Genomic DNA, 16,244 nt, shown 5'->3' with positions numbered 1-16,244 from the left:
CGCCACCCCGATGGTCCGGCCGGGTGGTGACAGAGAACGGCGGTGTGGGGTGAGCGCGTGGGGTGCGCAGGGATCCGGTCGTCATCGCTCACCCTTGCCGAGAGGTCGGGTCAAACATGGTCAAACTAACCCGAACTCCTCAGGAGTGCAGTGCGGAAGCGGACACCTCGGCTCGGGTGACGGCGAGGGAAGGCGAGTGGCACCAGAGCCGCACAGATGCGTCGATTCCGGATGGGACGCCGCCCGCCGCCGCCATGCGTGCACGCTCAGGAAACCCCTGTACGACCATCCGTTCACCGGGCATTTGCCGATGGCTGTTGATCTGTCGCCTGTTGATGGCCGCATCCCCTCGCAAGCTGTTCCAAGGAGCCGTATCCATGCCCAGGCCCACGCGCCGCCACCTCACGATCGCCACTGCCCTGGTCGCCGCGACCGCGGCCGCCGCGGCCGTCACCTCCACCGCCGGCGCGTCCGACACGGCGCAGCTGGCGAACGGAGCGATCCAGGGCGGGAAGGCGAAGAACGTCATCCTGCTGATCGGCGACGGCATGGGCGACTCCGAGATCACTCTCGCCCGCGACTACACCGTGGGCGCCAACGGCCGCCTGAACATGGACAAGTTCCCGCTGACCGGCGCCTACACCACGTACTCGGTCCACGAGGACGGCACGCCCGACTACGTCACCGACTCCGCGGCCAGCGGCTCCGGCTGGGCCACCGGTGTGAAGACGGTCAACGGCCGCATCTCCAAGACGCCCGGCACCGACAAGGCCGTCCCCACCCTCCTGGAGCTGGCCCAGAAGAAGGGCTACGCCACCGGCAGCGTCACCACCGCCGAGCTGACAGACGCCACCCCTGCCGTGCTCGCCTCCCACACCACGGACCGCTCCTGCCAGGGCCCGACCGACATGGCCAAGTGCCCCACCGACACCATCGCGGCCGGCGGCCCCGGCTCCATCGCGGAGCAGTCGGTCAACCACAAGGTCGACGTCCTCTTCGGCGGCGGCAAGAAGCGGTTCGACCAGAAGGTCACCGACGGCACGTACAAGGGCCTCACCGTCACCGAGCAGGCGCAGAAGCTCGGCTACCAGGTGGTCACGGACAACGCCGGCCTGCAGGGTGTGAAGCCCGGCCAGCCGGTGCTCGGCCTGTTCGCCACGGGCAACGTGCCGGTGGAGTGGACCGGCAAGCCGGCCGCGGTCGGCGGCACGGACCCGCAGCGGTGCACCACCTCCAACCCGGGCCGTCCGGCGACGACGCCGAGCCTCGCCGACTCCGCCACGAAGGCGATCGAGCTGCTGGAGGCCAAGCAGAAGCAGAAGCACTCCAAGCAGGGCTTCTTCCTCCAGGTCGAGGGCGCCTCGATCGACAAGCAGGACCACGCCGCCGACCCGTGTGGCCAGATCGGCGAGACGGCCGCCTTTGACCGCGCGGTGAAGGTCGCCCGCGACTACGCCGCCAAGCACCCCGACACCCTCGTCGTCACCACCGCCGACCACGGCCACACCAGCCAGATCGTCCCGCTCGAGGCGACCCCGCCCGGCCTGTCGTCCACCCTGGTCACCAACGAGGGCCAGCAGCTGAAGGTCAACTACTCGACCAACACCCCGGGCCAGTCCCAGGAGCACACCGGCGTGCAGGTCCGCATCGCCGCCCAGGGCCCCCTGGCCTACCGCGTCCTCGGCGTCACGAACCAGACCGACCTGTTCACCACGATCAGCGAGGCGCTCCGCCTGCGCTGAACCCGTTGAACCGAGGGAAAGGGGAGTCCGGTGACGGACTCCCCCGACGCTTCAGATCCGGAGCCCGCCGGCCGCCAGGGCGTCCTTGACCTCCCGCGCCACACGGGCCGCGTCCTCGGCGTTGTTGACCACATCAGTGCGGTTCATGTCGATGACGAGGACTTCGCTGGCGGTGTAGTGCTTGTGCACCCAGTCGTCGTAGCCGGACCACAGGATGCGGTAGTACTCGACGAGGCTCTCGTCCTGCTCGAACGCCCGTCCCCGCAGGCCGATGCGGTGCAGCACCGTCTCGAAGTCCGCCTTGAGGTAGACCATGAGATCGGGTGCCTTGCGGTACGGCAGGCCGTCGATCTCGCGCATCATCTCGTCGAGCAGCCCCTCGTACACCTGCATCTCGAGGGAGCTGATCCGGCCCAGGTCGTGGTTGACCTTGGCGAAGTACCAGTCCTCGTATATGGACCGGTCGAGGACGTTATCGCCCTGCTTGTACGCCTGCTTGATCGATGCGAACCGCGTCTGCAGGAAGTAGAGCTGGAGCAGGAACGGGTAGCGCTTCGCCTGGATCTCCTCGGGGCTCGCCGTGTAGAAGAGCGGGAGGATCGGATTGTCTTCCACGCTCTCGTAGAAGACTTCGCTGCCCAGTTCCTTGGCCAGCAGTTCGGCAACGCTCGTCTTGCCGAGTCCGATCATGCCTCCGACGCAGATCACTGGCATACCTCACTTCTCCCTGGGGATCTTCTGTTCGCAGGCGGCCGGGCCGGGCGCCCAATGCCACGGAGAGGGCAGGTCGGCGGTCAGTCGATTCCCCAGGATCTTCAGATCAGCTTCATGCGGTCCCCGTCCAGACCGAGACCGATGCGGCCGCCTCCTCGGCAGGCCGGACTGGCCGCAGTGCCGCATACAGCGGGCCACCGTCCCGCGGCCGCCTCGAAGCATATCGGGGGAGGTCGGGGGCGCGGAATCGGAGGGCCGTCGTGGCCCCCTGCCTCGCCGAAGCGGGCGCCGGTCATCCAGTCCTCGGGGCTGGACGATCTCCTCGTGGCCTCCGGCCGAGGGGGCGTCTCGCCGCTGAGGAGCTCAGCGGAGGCGCTCGTCCTTCCCGGACCGAACAGGCGCCGACGAGGCCCTCGTTCGAGAAAATATGCGGCTCGGGTTCGCTGTCGCAGATGTTTTTGCAGTGATCCATTGACCGGGGCCGAGGCGCCCGGATAGAAAGATCGCGATCAGGACCGCGATCACGAGTCCGGTCCACACAGCTCTGCCCGGGGGATTTCGCTTTGCCGCACACAGATGCACTTCGTCCTGCCCGCGTCCTCGTGGTCGAACCCGCCTCCTCCGGGGGCGCCACCCTGATCGGCGTCGCGGCCGAAATGGGACTGCGGGTCGTCGTCGCCACCGCCGACGCCGGCGACCGCCGGCTCTCCGACACCGTGCGCGCGGCGGCCGACTCCGTGCTGACGGTGGAGACCAACGACCAGGCCGCCCTCGAAGCGGCCGTGCTCGAAATGCACCGGGCCGAGCCGTTCGAGGCGGTGCTGCCCGGCTCCGACATCTATGTGACGGCGACCGCGCGCGTCGCCGCGGCACTGGACCTGCCCGGCCTGCCCGTGGCGACCGTCGACCGGGTCCGGGACAAGAGCGTCATGCGGGCAGCCGTGGCGGAGGCCGGGCTGCGCACCCCGCGGTTCGCCCAGGCGACCACCGACGCCGAGCTGCGGGCCGCGGCCGAACGGGTCGGCTTCCCCTGCGTGCTGAAGCCCGTCGCCTGCTCCGGCAGCATCCACGTCAGCCGCGCCGACGACCTCGACCAGCTCACCGCCGCGTTCCAGCGGCTCGTGACCGACCCGGAGCCCGACATGGGCAAGCTGCACGAGCACCGGGTGCTCGTCGAAGAGTATGTCCGAGGCCCCGAGTTCAGCGCCGACGGCTACGTTCTGGAAAGCGGCGAGGTCACCGTCGTCGCCCTCAGCCGCACGCTGCTCGGCCCCGAGCCCGACTTCGTGGAACTGGGCCACCTCACCCCGGCCCTCGTCGACGACGCCACCCTGAAGAGCGTCGAGGCCTACGTCGGAGACGTCGTCCGCGCCGTCGGCATCACCAGCGGCCCCTTCCACTGCGAACTGCGCCTGGCCGCCGACGGTCCGGTGCTCATCGAGATCGGCGCCCGGCTGCCGGGCGACCGGATCGTGGAGCTGCTGCGGCTCGTGACCGGCGTCAGCCTGCCCAGGGTGGCCGTCGCCACCGCGCTCGGCCTCGACCTGGAGACGGTCGGCGCCTTCGCGCGACCGCAGGCCGAGAGCGCCGGCATCCGCTTCTTCTCCGCCGCGGGCCGCTCCTCGTACCGGGAGCTCTCCGGGTGGCCGGAGCTGGAGGCGATGCCGGAAGTCACCGAGACCGCCGTGTACTTCGCGCCGGGCGAGACCATCCCGGGCGTCGAGGACTGCCGCTCGCGCCTCGGCCACGCCCTGTTCACGGCCGACTCGCCGCAGGGCGCCCTCGACCGCTGGCAGGCACTCGGCGACCTCGTCGTCCCGGCCTGACCCGGCGGATCCCACCATGGACGCACAGATACTCGACTACGCGGCCGTCGGCATCGGCCCCGCGAACATGAGCCTCGCCGCGCTCGCGCATCCGGTCGACGGACTGCGCGGCGCCCACCTGGAACGCCGTGAGAGCTTCTCCTGGCACCCCGGACTCCTGCTGCCCGAGGCCACCCTGCAGGTCTCGCTGCTCAAGGACCTGGTGACCCTGGTCGATCCGACCAGTCCCTTCTCGTTCCTGTCGTTCCTCGCCAGTGAGGGCCGGCTCTACCGGTTCCTGGCCGCGGACTTCCCGGCCGTCCTGCGCGCCGAGTTCGACCAGTACCTCCAGTGGGTCGCCGGGCGGCTGCCGAGCCTGACGTTCGGGGCGGACGTACACAGCGTGGACTTCCACCACGGGGCCTTCCACCTCCGGACCGCCGAGCAGGAAGTGACGGCACGCCATCTCGTGCTCGGCACCGGGCTCACCCCGTCCGTCCCCGAGCCGTTCCGCCCCTTCCTCGGCCCCACCGTCTTCCACTCCGGGGAGTTCCTGCTGCGGGCCCCCGAGGTGACCGGACGGCGGGTCGTCGTGGTCGGCGGCGGCCAGAGCGGGGCGGAGATCGTGCGCCACTTGGCGGCCGGCGCGGCCCCCGAGAGCATCACCTGGGTCAGCCGGCGCTCATCGTTCCTGCCGATGGACGACTCGCCGTTCGCCAACGACCTCTACACGCCCGACTACGTACGCCGCTTCCACGCGCTGCCCGCCGACCACAAGGCCCGGCTCCTGGAGCAGCAGAAGTACACCAGCGACGGCGTCGACCTCCAAGTCCTCCAGGACATCTACCGGTTGAGCTACCGCGACGAGTTCATCGAGAACAACCCCGGCAGGCTGCGCTTCATGGCGGACTGCGCGGTCACCGCGATCGAGGGTGGCCCCGAGGAATGGAAGCTCCTCGTCGAGTCCTCGGGCCCGGACGCACCCGCCGTGCTCGCCGCCGACATCGTGATCCTGAGCACCGGATACGCCTACGCGCTGCCGGACTTCATGGCTCCGCTGGACGCGCGGCTGCGGCGGGACGGCGGCGGGATGCTCGTCGTCGGCGACGACTTCTCGGTCGCATGGGACGGGCCTGCGGAGAACCGGATCTACCTGCAGAACGGCGCCCGGCACTCCTGGGGCGTCGCCGATCCCAATCTCAGCCTGCTCGCCTGGCGCAGTGCGGTCATCCTCAACAGCATGCTCGGTGAGACGAGGTATCCGGTATGACCACTGGCCAGGTCCCGCAGTTCCAGGCCGACGCGGTCGGCGCCCTGGTCCCCTTCGGTCCCACCGAGGTGGAACCCGACGGAGTGACTGTCGCCGAGGCGGACTTCGCCCGCTCGGTCTTCCCCCGCGTGCCGTTCAAGGCGGCCCGCGTCACCGTGCCGCCGGGCGGGACCAGCTCGCCCGACCAGCACGCGGTCCAGGAGATCTGGGTGGTCCACGCCGGATCCGGCACCCTGGAGGTGGACGGCGAACGGTCGCCCGTCGGGCCCGGCTCCGTGGTGGGCTTCGCCTCGCAGGCCGTCCACGAGGTCTTCGCCGACCAGGGCGAGGAGCTGGTCATCTACTCCTTCTGGTGGTCGGCGCCCGATGAGTGAGCGCACCACCGGGGCCAGTGAGGCGCCCCACTACGACCTCGCCGTCGTCGGCGCGGGCGCGGTCGGCGCCCTCGCCGCCTACTACGCCGTGCGCCGGGACCCGGGCCGCCGCGTCGCCGTGATCACGCACGCCGGACGGGGGACGGGCGCGACCCGTCTCTCGGCCGGGTTCGACACGCCCACGGGGCACAACCCGGCCCAGCGCGCCCTGGCCGCCCGCAGCACCGCGCTCTTCGACGAGCTCGCCGCCGGACTCGGCGACGCCGGACGCGCGCCGGTCGACGTCCGCTGGCTGGTGGCGCGCGGGAACACGGCCGCGCTCGACGCGACCATGGCCGACGGCGGCCGCACCCGCCCGGTCACCGGGGAGCAGCGGGCCCTGCTCGACCGGACGTTCCCCGGGTTCGCCCACGGCGAGGACGAAGTCCTGCTGGCCACGGCCCCCATGACCGCGGGTCAGCCCCAATGGCTGGCCGACCGGCTCCTCGCCGAGGTCCTCGGCCGACCGGACAACACCCTCCTGGAGGGTTTCCGGGTCACGGAAGTACGCCGTACGGGCGGGCGCATCGAACTGGTCGGCGCCGACGGCAGCCGGATCACCGCCGCCAAGGCGGTCCTCGCGCCGGGCCCCTGGGTCCTCGACGGCCCGGTGGCGGCGGCGGCCCGCGAACGCGGGGCCCGGGTCAAGAAGGTGGTGGCGTTCCACATCATGACGCCGCCCCCGCCGGGCGCCCCGGCACTCGTCCTGGAGGACGCCGACGCCTTCCTGCTGCCCCACCGACCCGGCGGTCACTGGATCTTCAGCATCACCTCGCCCGACTGGGACCGCGGCCCCGACGAACCGCTCGCCATCGACGCCCGCGACCGGGAACTCGCCCGAGCCCTGCTCGCCCGGCACGTACCGGGATTCCTGCCCCACCTGCTCGGCGGCCGGGTCTTCAGCGACTGCTTCACCCCCGGCCATCTGCCGATCGTGGACACGGTCGGCGACGACGACGTGGTCATGGCCATCGGCGGCTCCGGATCCGGCTACCGACTCGCCCCGGCCATGGCCGAGGACGCACTGGACCTGCTCGACAGGAGAACGCGAATATGAGCCTGCTGACCGGGGACACGCACACCCCCCGGCACTACCTCCTGGTGCCGCCCGAGGCCACGCCCAACGGCCCCCTGCACCTCGGCCACATCGGCGGCCCCTTCCTGTGGTCGGACATGATCGCGCGGCACCTGCGGGTCCGGGGCGACCTGCCGTTGGTGATCACCGGCAGCGATGTGTACGAGTCGTACGTGACGCTCAGGGCGCACGCCGAGGACTCCACGCCCGGCGAGGTCGCCGCCCGCTACGGACAGCGCATCCAGGACGACTTGGCCGCGATGCGCATCGGCGTCGACGCGTTCATCGTCCCCGATCAGCAGCCCTGGCGAGAGCAGTTCGAGCAGGAGGTCGCCGCCTCGATCGAGCGGCTGACGGCCCGGGGCGCGGTGCTGACGCGCACCGAGCGCGTGCCCCACTGCGCGGCGTCGGACCGCTGGGTGGTGGGCGGCTGGCTCCAGGGCCGCTGCCCCGAGTGCGGTGCGGGCATCGCCAGTTACTTCTGCGAGGAGTGCAGTGCGCACTTCCTGCCCGAGTCGGTCGTCGAGCCGCGCCCGCTGCTCGACGAGGGGCCGCTGACCTGGCGGGAGATCTCCAGTCTCTTCCTGCGGCTGCCGGACCGCGACCTCCTGGACACCACGCTCGCGGACCTGGGCGTCGCCGACCGCTACCGGGCGACCGTGGCGCGCTTCCTGGAGCGCGACGGCCTGACCGTACGGCTGAGCGCCCCGCAGACGTGGGGGCTTCCGCTGCCCGCGCCCGAGCCGGACGTGCCGCGCGCCCTCTTCCCGTACGCCGGGATCTTCATGTTCGCCCGCCTCGCCGGCGCCGTCCACGGCCGGCTCTCCGGGACCGGCGTGAACGCCTTCGATCCGGACTCCGGGGTCACCACCATCACCACCCTGGGGATCGACAACGTGATCCCCACCCTGGTCTCGATCGTCGGCACCAGCCTGCTGCACGGCGACATGAAGCCGTACGACCGGTGCCTGATCAACAACTTCTACCAGCTGGCCGGGCGGAAGTTCTCCACCAGCGCCCGGCACGCCATCTGGGCGGCGGACATCGCCGCGTCGCCCGCCATCGGCGTGGACACCGTCCGGTACCACCTCGCCGGGGCCGACCTGGAGTCCGGGGCGGCGAGCTTCGAGACGGCGGAATTCCTTCGGACCGCGAACGCCGCGCTCGCCGACGGCCTCGGCAAGCGGATCGACGCCGCCTGGAGCCGGCTGCCCGAGGGGCCGCCGCAGGCGCCCGCCCCGGCCGTCGCCGACCTCCTGGAATCCCTGCTCGCCGAGCAGTCCGCGGCGCTCGACGGCGCCCGTGTCTCGACCCGGCGCGCGGTCGCGGCGCTCGACCGCTGGTGCGCCGACGACGCGGTCGCCCACGCGGCCGAGGACGGCGCCTACTGGTGGCTCAAGGGCCTGTCCCTGCTGGCGTTCCCGGTGATGCCGGACCTCGCCGAGCTCCTCTGGCAGCGCCTCGGCGGCGCCGGAGAGCCTCGCGCGGCGGCCTTCCTCGCCAGGACCCCGGCCCACCGGGACCGGCCCGCGCCCGGCTTCGGCCGGGTGAGAGCCGCCGATCTGGACGCCTGCCTGCCCGACACCCTGCGACCGGGAGCGGACGCGTGACCGACCGGACCACACCGCTGTACGTCGTCCTCAACCGCTCCGGCGACGAGTTCGGCGAATACCACCGCTTCCTCGACGGCCACCCCTGCCGGATGGTGTACCTCACGACGCCCGGCGGGCTGCCCGCGCTCGACCAGGACGGGGCGACCGAGGTCCACGTCCGCGACAGCCTCGCCCACGACGACCTGCTGCCCCTCGTACGAGAGGTCGCGGAGCGGCACGGCACGCCCGAGGCCGTCTTCGGCCAGTCCGAGTACGACATCCTGACGGCTGCCCGGCTCTCGGCCGCACTCGGCGTCCCCGGCGGCTACGGTCTCGACCTCGTCGAGCGGTTCAAGGACAAGCCCGCCATGAAGAGCGCGGTGGGCGCGGCCGGACTGCGGGTTCCCCGGTTCCTGCGCCTCGACGACGCACCCTCGGCGGAGGCGGTCGCCGACGCCCTCGGCGGTCTGCCCCTGGTCCTCAAGCCGCGCGCCGCGGCGGGCTCCCAGGGAGTCACGGTCGTCCACAGCGCCGGCGAACTGCGCGACGCGCTGAGGGGGGTCGACCCCGAGGCGTACGAGTGCGAGGAGTACGTCGAGGGCGACATCTTCCACGTCGACGGCGTCCGCCGCTCCGGCCGACTCCATTTCGTCACCGCGTCCCAGTACGTCCACACCTGCCTGGACTACGCGCACGGCCGCCCTCTCGGCTCGGTCCTGCTCGACCCGGGCCCCGAGCGCGACGAGCTCACCACGTTCGCCGACCACTGTCTGCAGGCGCTCGGGCTGCGCGACGGCGCGTTCCACCTGGAGGCGATCCGGCGGCCGGGGGGCGAGCTGGTGTTCCTGGAGGTCGGACTGCGGCCGGGCGGCGCGCAGGTGCCGTTCCTGCACGTCGACCTCTACGGCATCGACCTGTTCGCCGAGGCGTTCCGGGCGGCCCTGGGCCTGCCCCCGCTGTGGCAGCCGTCCGAACCGGTCGGGCCCCGGGCCGGCGGCTGGCTCATCTACCCCGCTCCGCGCGAGCTGCCCGGACGGGTCGTCGCGCGCACCTCGCCCCGGTCGGCCGTCCCCGAGGTCTACCACGAGGAACTGCCCGCGATCGGCCAGATCATGACCGGGCCGGGCAGCTACGACGAGGGCTGCGGGATCTTCCGGTTCCGGGGGCGGAGCGCCGCCGGGGTGCGCGCCGCCGTGCACACCGTGATGGAGGTGTACGGGCTGCGGACCGAGCGGGCCGAGGAAGCCGAGCTGCATGTCTGAGGCACGCCGGTACGGCGCCGTGCTGCGCGCGTGGTTCCGGGAGACCCTTCCGGCCGCCGGGAACGCGCGCAGGCTCGGCGTGCTCACGCTCGTCCAGTCCCTGGGGCTCGGGGTGTTCCTCACCTCCAGCGCCGTGTTCTTCACCCGGACCATCGGCATCCCCGCCCAGCGCGTGGGCCTCGCCCTGTCGGTCGCCGGGCTCTGCGGTCTGCTCTGCACCGTGCCCATCGGCCGACTCGCGGACCGGCTCGGCGCGGGTCGGGTGCTCACCGTCAACTTCCTGCTCGCGGCCGTCGGCTTCACCGCGTACTGCCTGGTGGACGGCTTCGCCGCGTTCCTCGCGGTCGCCTGCGCCATCGCGGTCCTGGAGACCTCGGCGGGCGCGCTCCAGGCGTCGCTCACCGATGCTCTGGTGGGCGAGGCGGAGCGGGTCAGGGTGAGCGCGCAGATGCGCAGCCTGTTCAACCTGGGCTTCCTCGGCGGCGCCGCGCTGGCCGGAGCCGCCATCGCGGCCGGCACCTCGACCGCCCTGTACGCCACGGTCCTCGCCAACGCCGCCCTCCAGCTGGTCTCCGTCGCCGTGCTGCTCGGGATGCGGCTGCCCGCGCGCCCCGGGCCCCGCGCCACGGCCGCCGAGGCGCCGGGCGGCGTGCTGCGCAGCGCCGCGCTGCGGGACGTGCGCTACGTGGCGGTCGCGCTGGTGTGCGGTGCTCTGGAGCTGTACCACCCGCTGCTGACGGTCGGTCTGCCGCTGTGGATCGTCACCGGCACCGACGCGCCCGCGCTGCTGGTGTCGGGGCTGCTGATCCTCGACACCGTCCTGGTGCTGTTGTTCCAGGTCACGGTCAGCAGGGGCGCGCAAACCCCGGCGGGAGCGGCACGTATGCTGCACGGGGCGGGGTGGGCGCTGGGGGCTTCCTGCCTGGTCTTCGCGGTGAGCGGGGGGCACGGCGCGCTCCTGGACAGCGCGGCCCTGCTGGGCGGCGCGCTGGTACTCGTCCTCGGCGAGCTGTACCAGGCGTCGGCGAGCTGGGGCCTGTCCTTCGGGCTCGCCCCGGCGGGCCGGCAGGGGGAGTACCAGGCGGTCTTCTCCCTGGGGCGCGGGCTCCAGCAGTTCGCCGGGCCGTGGCTGATGACCTCCCTGGTCGTCGGCGCGGCGGCCACCGGCTGGCTGGTCCTCGCAGCGCTCTTCGTCCTGCTCGGGCTCGCCGCGCCGCCGTTGGTGCGCGGCCTGGAGAAGGCCCGCGCGCGTACGGAGCCTGCGCCGGCCTGAGCGGACCGGCCGGCGGCCGTCCGGACCAGATGTGTCACACCCCTACGAACGAGACAAGTAAGCGAGCACCATGACCGTACAGCGACGACACGACCCGGACGAGCGCGGCTTCGCCAGCGACAACTACGCGGGTGTGCACCCCGAGATCCTTGAGGCGATCGCCGTGGCCAACGGCGGCCACCAGGTCAGCTACGGCGCCGACGTCTACACCGAGCGCCTGCAGGAAGTGGTGCGCGGCCACTTCGGCCCCACCGCGCACACGTACCCGGTCTTCAACGGCACCGGCGCGAACGTGGTCGCGCTCCAGACCATGCTCGACCGCTGGGAGGCGGTGGTCTGCGCGGAGTCCGCCCACATCAACGTCGACGAGGGCGGGGCGCCCGAGAAGGTCGCCGGGATCAAGCTCCTGACGGTGCCCGCATGGGACGGCAAGCTCACCCCTGAGCTGATCGACCGTCAGGCATGGGGCTTCGAGGACGAGCACCGGGCCCGGCCCAAGGTCGTCTCGATCGCCCAGTCCACCGAGCTCGGCACCTGCTACACGCCGGACGAGATCCGTGCGATCTGCGACCACGCGCACGACCTCGGCATGCTCGTCTACCTGGACGGCGCCCGGCTCGCCAACGCCGCCGCCACCCTCGGCGTGTCCCTGCGCAAGATGACCACCGACGTCGGCGTGGACGTCCTCTCGCTCGGCGGCACCAAGAACGGGCTGCTCTTCGGCGAGGCGGTGATCGTGCTCAACGAGGATGCGGTGCGCGGCATGGCCCACCTGCGCAAGACGAGCATGCAGCTGGGCTCCAAGATGCGCTTCATGTCGGTGCAGTTCGAGGCGCTGCTCGGCGGCGACCTCTGGCTGCGCTCGGCGGCCCGCTCCAACGCGATGACCCAGCGGCTGTACGAGGCGGTGCGCGACCTTCCGGGCCTGGAGATCCCCCGCCCGGTGCAGGCCAACCAGATCTTCGCCGTCCTGCCGCCGGCCGTCACCGAGCGTCTCCAGAAGCGTTTCCGCTTCTACACCTGGAACGAGCAGGCCGGCGAGGTCCGCTGGATGACCTCCTTCGACACCACCGAGGCGGACGTGGACGCGTTCGCGGCGGCGATCGCGGAGGAGCTGGCGGTGGAGCGAGGCGAAGCGCCGGCGGGCGCGCTGACCACGGCCGAGCGCGAGGAACTGGTGCAGCTGCGCCGCAAGGTCCGCGAGATGGAAGAGACCATCGAAGTGCTGGGGAAGGCGTCCGCCTTCTCCGCGAACCGCAAGACGAAGTAGCCGGCGGCAAAGGCCCGGGAGGTCGGGCGAGCGCCCCGGCCCCCGGGCAGGAGAAGCACGAAGAGGTCGTCCGGTTCCAGGACACCGGCACCGCAGGCTGCCGCACTGTGTCCGACGGGCTCCCCTCCGGAAGGAGGAGCGGAGGGTCGGGTGCGAGCGCCGCACCCAGCCGACGTCCGCACCAAGCAGCAGGTCAACGCATTCCTCTGGGCTTCAGGTGGGTAGGAGGCAGCTCCGGGGTAGGAATCGGAGGGCCGTCGTAGCCCTTCACCTCGCCGAAGCGGGCGGTGCCGACACGGTTGCGGTGGACGGAAAGTGTGCCCGCGGCTCGCGTCACGGTGCCGTCCCGGCTGTGCACCTGCTGGCCGCGATGACCGGCGAAGGACGCACCGTCAGCCAGTTGCCCGTGCCGGACAAGACGAACGAGATCACCTGCTCCGCCGCCCTGCTTGCACCGTTCGACCTGCGCGATGTCGTGGTGACCGCCGATGCCCTGCACACCCAGACCGCTCACGTCCGCTTCCTCATCGAGCAGAAGCAGGCGCATTTCCTCTTCCTGGTCAAGGCCAACCAGCCCGGCCTGGTCGCCGCCTTGCGCTCACCGCCGTGGAAGGAAATGACTGCCCGCCGCCACGACCGCGGAGCCGGACACGGCCGCCGGGAGATGAGAGCCACCCGGGTGCTGACCGTCACCGGCACGGGCCTGGACTTCCCCTATGTCGTCCAGGCCGCCCGGATCCTGCGCTACCGCGTGGACACCGCGAGCGGGACGTTGCACCCGCGAGACCGTCTACGCGATCACTAACCTGACCTCGGCTGAAGCCTCCCCGTAACGGAACGCCCAACTGCCCCGGTCGCAGTGGACGATCGAGAACCGGATCCACCACGTCCGGGACACCACCTTTGCCGAGGACACCTCGAAGATCGCACCGGCCACGGACCGGCCAACCTGGCCACCCTCCGCAACCTCGTGATCAACGCCCTCCGAGACGCCGGACACCGCAACATCGCCGCTGGACTCCGCGAAGCGTCCTACGAACCATTCACCCGACCGCTCAGGCTCCTGGGCATCCGCTGACCAGCACCACAAACGTGCGGGGTGCCCAGGCCCCATTCGCCGATCAGGGCGTGCAGGAACTCGCGTGCGCAAGGCGCTGATCGACGGAGCCCGCGAGATCCTCGCCGAGCGGGGGCACGAGCAGTTCAGCCTCACCCCGCACGGCCCACAAGCCCATGTTCGCTACCGACCTGGACGCCGCCGCACGCAGCGTGCGCACCATAGCCGCCCACACCCCGACCACCGTCTACATCGGCCATGGCGGCCCCCTCGCCGCGCAGTCCGTAGAACGCGCCTTCCGCTGACCCCACGAGCGTCCGCAGGGCCCGCCGCACCTTTACAACCGCGCCGAACATCAGCTGGCGCTGAAGTCGTACCAGCGTATGGGGCGCTTCCCGAAGCTGGACGAGTTCCCGGACATGGTCGTGGACTTCATACGCCGGCTCGTGGAGTTACCAGAGGGCACGAGGCTGTCGTACGCGGCGGACAAGACCGCGAAGAACCACCGCTCGCTGCTGCGCAAGGGCTCGGCACGAAGTACCACCAGGCCGGGGCGAGGCACGCGGCGTCGACGGTGTCCCACACGATCCCGAGCTCGCCGACTCGTCCACCCTGCTTGTAACGTTCGGCCGTTCGGCGGCACTGACGGGTATGAGCCATGAAAACTCGCGTGCGCTGTTCCTCAACCGCACGCTGAAGAAGAGCCCGGAGCGGAGCCATACGCAGGGCCTGATCGACCTCAGCTCGCAGATCACGCAGAAGCAGGGCGTGCAGGTCGAGCACCTGCGGCCGATCGACTATGAGATCGCCACCGGGTGTGGGTCGGACATGACCGAGCACGGCGGGGAGCGCGACGCGTGGCCGTCGATCCACCAGTGGTTGACGGCCGCCGACATCCTCGTCATCGCCGCGGTCGATCTGGCCGGGTGACTACAGCTCCGTCGCCACGCAGGTCATCGAGCGACTCTTCGCCTGTTCCGGCCTGCTCAACGAGAGCGGACAGCAGACCTACTGCGGGACGTGGGCGGCTGTCTGATCACCGGCAACGAGGACGGCGCCACGCACTGCGCCATGAACGTCCTCTACCGCCTCCGGCACCTGGCCCATGTCGTCCCGCCGCAGGCGGACGCCGGCTGCCGCTTTGACTTCCAGAACCCGCAATACCACTGACATCAGCAACGAAAGGCTGAAAATCATGACCGTCCAGACCGTCGAGACCGTTCCCACCTGCGCCTACCCGGGCTGCACCCACGCGCCCGAGCCGAAGGCGCCCGGCACGGAGGGCCCGGCCTCCCGCTACTGCGACCACCCCGACCACAACGCGCTCGGCGCGTTCCGGAAGTTCCGCGCCAAGCGGCAGCAGCGCAAGGAGGACAAGCGCGCGGTGGCCGAGGCCAAGGAGGAGGCGAAGGTAGCCGCTCAGGCTGCACCGGTCGCCGGGCAGTCGTGGCCCACCTCCTCCGTACCCGGGGCCGAGGTCGTGTCCCAGGAGCACGGACACGCCCCCGCCGCCGAGGCGTCCGCCCCCGCCCCCGCCCCGGCCCCGGAGGAGGCCGTGCACGGTGAGATGGGCTCGATGGAGGAGGCCATGGAGGCGATGGAGGCCGTGGCCTCCATCGCGATGGCCGATTGTGGCGACGGCGCCCAGTCCCGCGACACCGTCGTCGCGCTCATCAGGCAGCTCTCCGCCGATCTCCCCACCTACATCGAGGAGTTGGCGATCATCACCGACTCCGCAGCGGCCGAGGCGCGCATCGAGACTGTCACCCGCGCCTCCGCGCAGCGCATCCTTGCCGCCGAGGAGCGCACCACGCTCGCCGAGGAGGCGGCCGATATGGCCGTCGCCGCGCTCGACGCCGCGACCCAGAGGTTCGCCGAGGAGACCACCGCGATCCGCGAGGAGGCCGCGCACAAGGTCGCCGACGCCGAGTTCGTCCGGGCCGAGCTGGAGCGCTACCGCGAGCGCGTCGGCATGCTCGAAGTCCGGCTCGACGCTGTCCGCGACGAGGCCGACGAGCTGCGCCGCGCCCGCGCGGCTGCTCCCGCAGCCACGAGCTCCCCGAGCACCCCTGCTGAGCAGGCGCACCCCGCCGAGAACTGCTGAAAGTCGTAGACGGACCGGAGCGGCGGACGTTGATCTGTAACGTTCGCCGCTCCTTCCGTCTCTGAATGCCCAGTGCCCAGAGCGCCGGGGCAGTCGCCGATGCCGCCTCCGCGCCCACGAACACCGAGAAGAAACGGAAACCCTCATGTGCCGTAGCAAGCGCCGCAACGCCCTCTGGATCACCACCGCCGCCGTAGTCGTCGTGGCAGCCGTCGGGCTGTACCTCTTCCAGCCCTGGAAGCTGTTCACCACGGACCGCGTGGACGAGGCGCCTCCCGCGGCTGCCGGCCAGCAGGCGGGCACCGCCAAGCAGGTGGCGAACGGGACGTTCGTCTCACACGAGCACGAGACCAGTGGGTCGGTCGAGATCCAGCAGCTCGCCGACGGGAAGGCGACCCTGCGCCTGACGAACCTGCGCACCTCCGACGGCCCGGCCCTGCACGTGTGGCTCAGCGACCAGCCGGTCCACAAGGACGGCGGCGGCAACCTCGACGACGGCAAGCACATCGACCTCGGCGAGCTCAAGGGCAACGAGGGCAACCAGAACTACACGGTCCCCGCAGGCACCGACCTGAACAAGTTCTCCACGGTGACCATCTGGTGCGAGCGCTTCAGCGCCTCCTTCGGCGCGGCCGAGCTGAAGCGGCGCGCCTGACGGAGCCGGGTC

Annotated in this window: 16 protein-coding genes; 15 read left to right on the top strand and 1 reads right to left on the bottom strand. The window is 71.4% G+C overall.

Annotation, left to right across the window (positions count from 1 at the left end):
* Positions 1-377 precede the first annotated feature (377 nt).
* The gene (locus tag AB0F11_RS23115; protein ID WP_362176817.1) at positions 378-1,742 is read left to right on the top strand and encodes an alkaline phosphatase; all 1,365 of its coding nucleotides are present in this window, start codon (positions 378-380) and stop codon (positions 1,740-1,742) included.
* Positions 1,743-1,793: 51 nt separating this feature from the next.
* On the opposite strand, the gene AB0F11_RS23110 is transcribed toward AB0F11_RS23115, so the two are convergent.
* Positions 1,794-2,456 (bottom strand): deoxynucleoside kinase, encoded by a 663-nt coding sequence (locus AB0F11_RS23110; protein ID WP_362176815.1) that lies wholly within the window; start codon positions 2,454-2,456, stop codon positions 1,794-1,796.
* A 563-nt stretch (positions 2,457-3,019) separates the two neighbouring features.
* On the opposite strand from AB0F11_RS23110, the gene AB0F11_RS23105 reads away from it, so the two are divergent.
* From AB0F11_RS23105 to AB0F11_RS23040, 14 genes are all read left to right on the top strand, one after another.
* Complete coding sequence (locus AB0F11_RS23105) at positions 3,020-4,282, top strand: ATP-grasp domain-containing protein (RefSeq protein ID WP_362176812.1); 1,263 nt, start codon at positions 3,020-3,022, stop codon at positions 4,280-4,282.
* Between the two features lie 16 nt (positions 4,283-4,298).
* Positions 4,299-5,531, top strand: a complete 1,233-nt coding sequence (locus AB0F11_RS23100; protein WP_362176809.1) for a SidA/IucD/PvdA family monooxygenase — start codon at positions 4,299-4,301, stop codon at positions 5,529-5,531.
* The gene (locus AB0F11_RS23095; protein WP_362176807.1) at positions 5,528-5,905 is read left to right on the top strand and encodes a cupin domain-containing protein; all 378 of its coding nucleotides are present in this window, start codon (positions 5,528-5,530) and stop codon (positions 5,903-5,905) included. Before AB0F11_RS23100 ends, AB0F11_RS23095 begins: the two co-directional genes overlap by 4 nt.
* Entirely contained in the window at positions 5,898-7,001 is a 1,104-nt protein-coding gene (locus AB0F11_RS23090) for an FAD-dependent oxidoreductase (RefSeq protein ID WP_362176804.1), read from the top strand. The genes AB0F11_RS23095 and AB0F11_RS23090 overlap by 8 nt, the downstream gene beginning before the upstream one ends.
* Positions 6,998-8,629 carry a class I tRNA ligase family protein gene (locus AB0F11_RS23085; RefSeq protein WP_362176801.1) on the top strand — a complete coding sequence of 544 codons (1,632 nt, stop codon included), beginning with the start codon at positions 6,998-7,000 and terminating at the stop codon, positions 8,627-8,629. Before AB0F11_RS23090 ends, AB0F11_RS23085 begins: the two co-directional genes overlap by 4 nt.
* Positions 8,626-9,873, top strand: a complete 1,248-nt coding sequence (locus AB0F11_RS23080) for a hypothetical protein (RefSeq protein WP_362176799.1) — start codon at positions 8,626-8,628, stop codon at positions 9,871-9,873. Before AB0F11_RS23085 ends, AB0F11_RS23080 begins: the two co-directional genes overlap by 4 nt.
* Complete coding sequence (locus AB0F11_RS23075) at positions 9,866-11,146, top strand: MFS transporter (RefSeq protein ID WP_362176796.1); 1,281 nt, start codon at positions 9,866-9,868, stop codon at positions 11,144-11,146. The genes AB0F11_RS23080 and AB0F11_RS23075 overlap by 8 nt, the downstream gene beginning before the upstream one ends.
* 70 nt (positions 11,147-11,216) lie before the next feature.
* The gene (locus AB0F11_RS23070) at positions 11,217-12,416 is read left to right on the top strand and encodes a low specificity L-threonine aldolase (protein WP_362176793.1); all 1,200 of its coding nucleotides are present in this window, start codon (positions 11,217-11,219) and stop codon (positions 12,414-12,416) included.
* Positions 12,417-12,633: 217 nt separating this feature from the next.
* Entirely contained in the window at positions 12,634-13,221 is a 588-nt protein-coding gene (locus AB0F11_RS23065) for an ISAs1 family transposase (protein WP_362176790.1), read from the top strand.
* Positions 13,222-13,649: 428 nt separating this feature from the next.
* Positions 13,650-13,778: a hypothetical protein gene (locus tag AB0F11_RS23060; protein ID WP_362176787.1), complete on the top strand. Its 129-nt coding sequence runs from the start codon at positions 13,650-13,652 to the stop codon at positions 13,776-13,778.
* Between the two features lie 346 nt (positions 13,779-14,124).
* Entirely contained in the window at positions 14,125-14,403 is a 279-nt protein-coding gene (locus AB0F11_RS23055) for a hypothetical protein (protein ID WP_362176784.1), read from the top strand.
* Positions 14,404-14,493: 90 nt separating this feature from the next.
* A complete protein-coding gene (locus AB0F11_RS23050) occupies positions 14,494-14,643 on the top strand; it encodes a hypothetical protein (RefSeq protein WP_362176781.1) in 150 nt (49 codons plus the stop codon).
* A gap of 25 nt (positions 14,644-14,668) precedes the next feature.
* A complete protein-coding gene (locus tag AB0F11_RS23045; RefSeq protein ID WP_362176778.1) occupies positions 14,669-15,577 on the top strand; it encodes a hypothetical protein in 909 nt (302 codons plus the stop codon).
* Between the two features lie 145 nt (positions 15,578-15,722).
* The gene (locus tag AB0F11_RS23040) at positions 15,723-16,232 is read left to right on the top strand and encodes a DM13 domain-containing protein (RefSeq protein WP_362176775.1); all 510 of its coding nucleotides are present in this window, start codon (positions 15,723-15,725) and stop codon (positions 16,230-16,232) included.
* Positions 16,233-16,244 lie beyond the last annotated feature (12 nt).

Source organism: Streptomyces sp. NPDC032472, assembly GCF_040636955.1.
In the GTDB taxonomy this organism is placed as follows: Bacteria; Actinomycetota; Actinomycetes; order Streptomycetales; family Streptomycetaceae; genus Streptomyces.
This window is presented reverse-complemented; position numbering and strand designations above follow the sequence as displayed.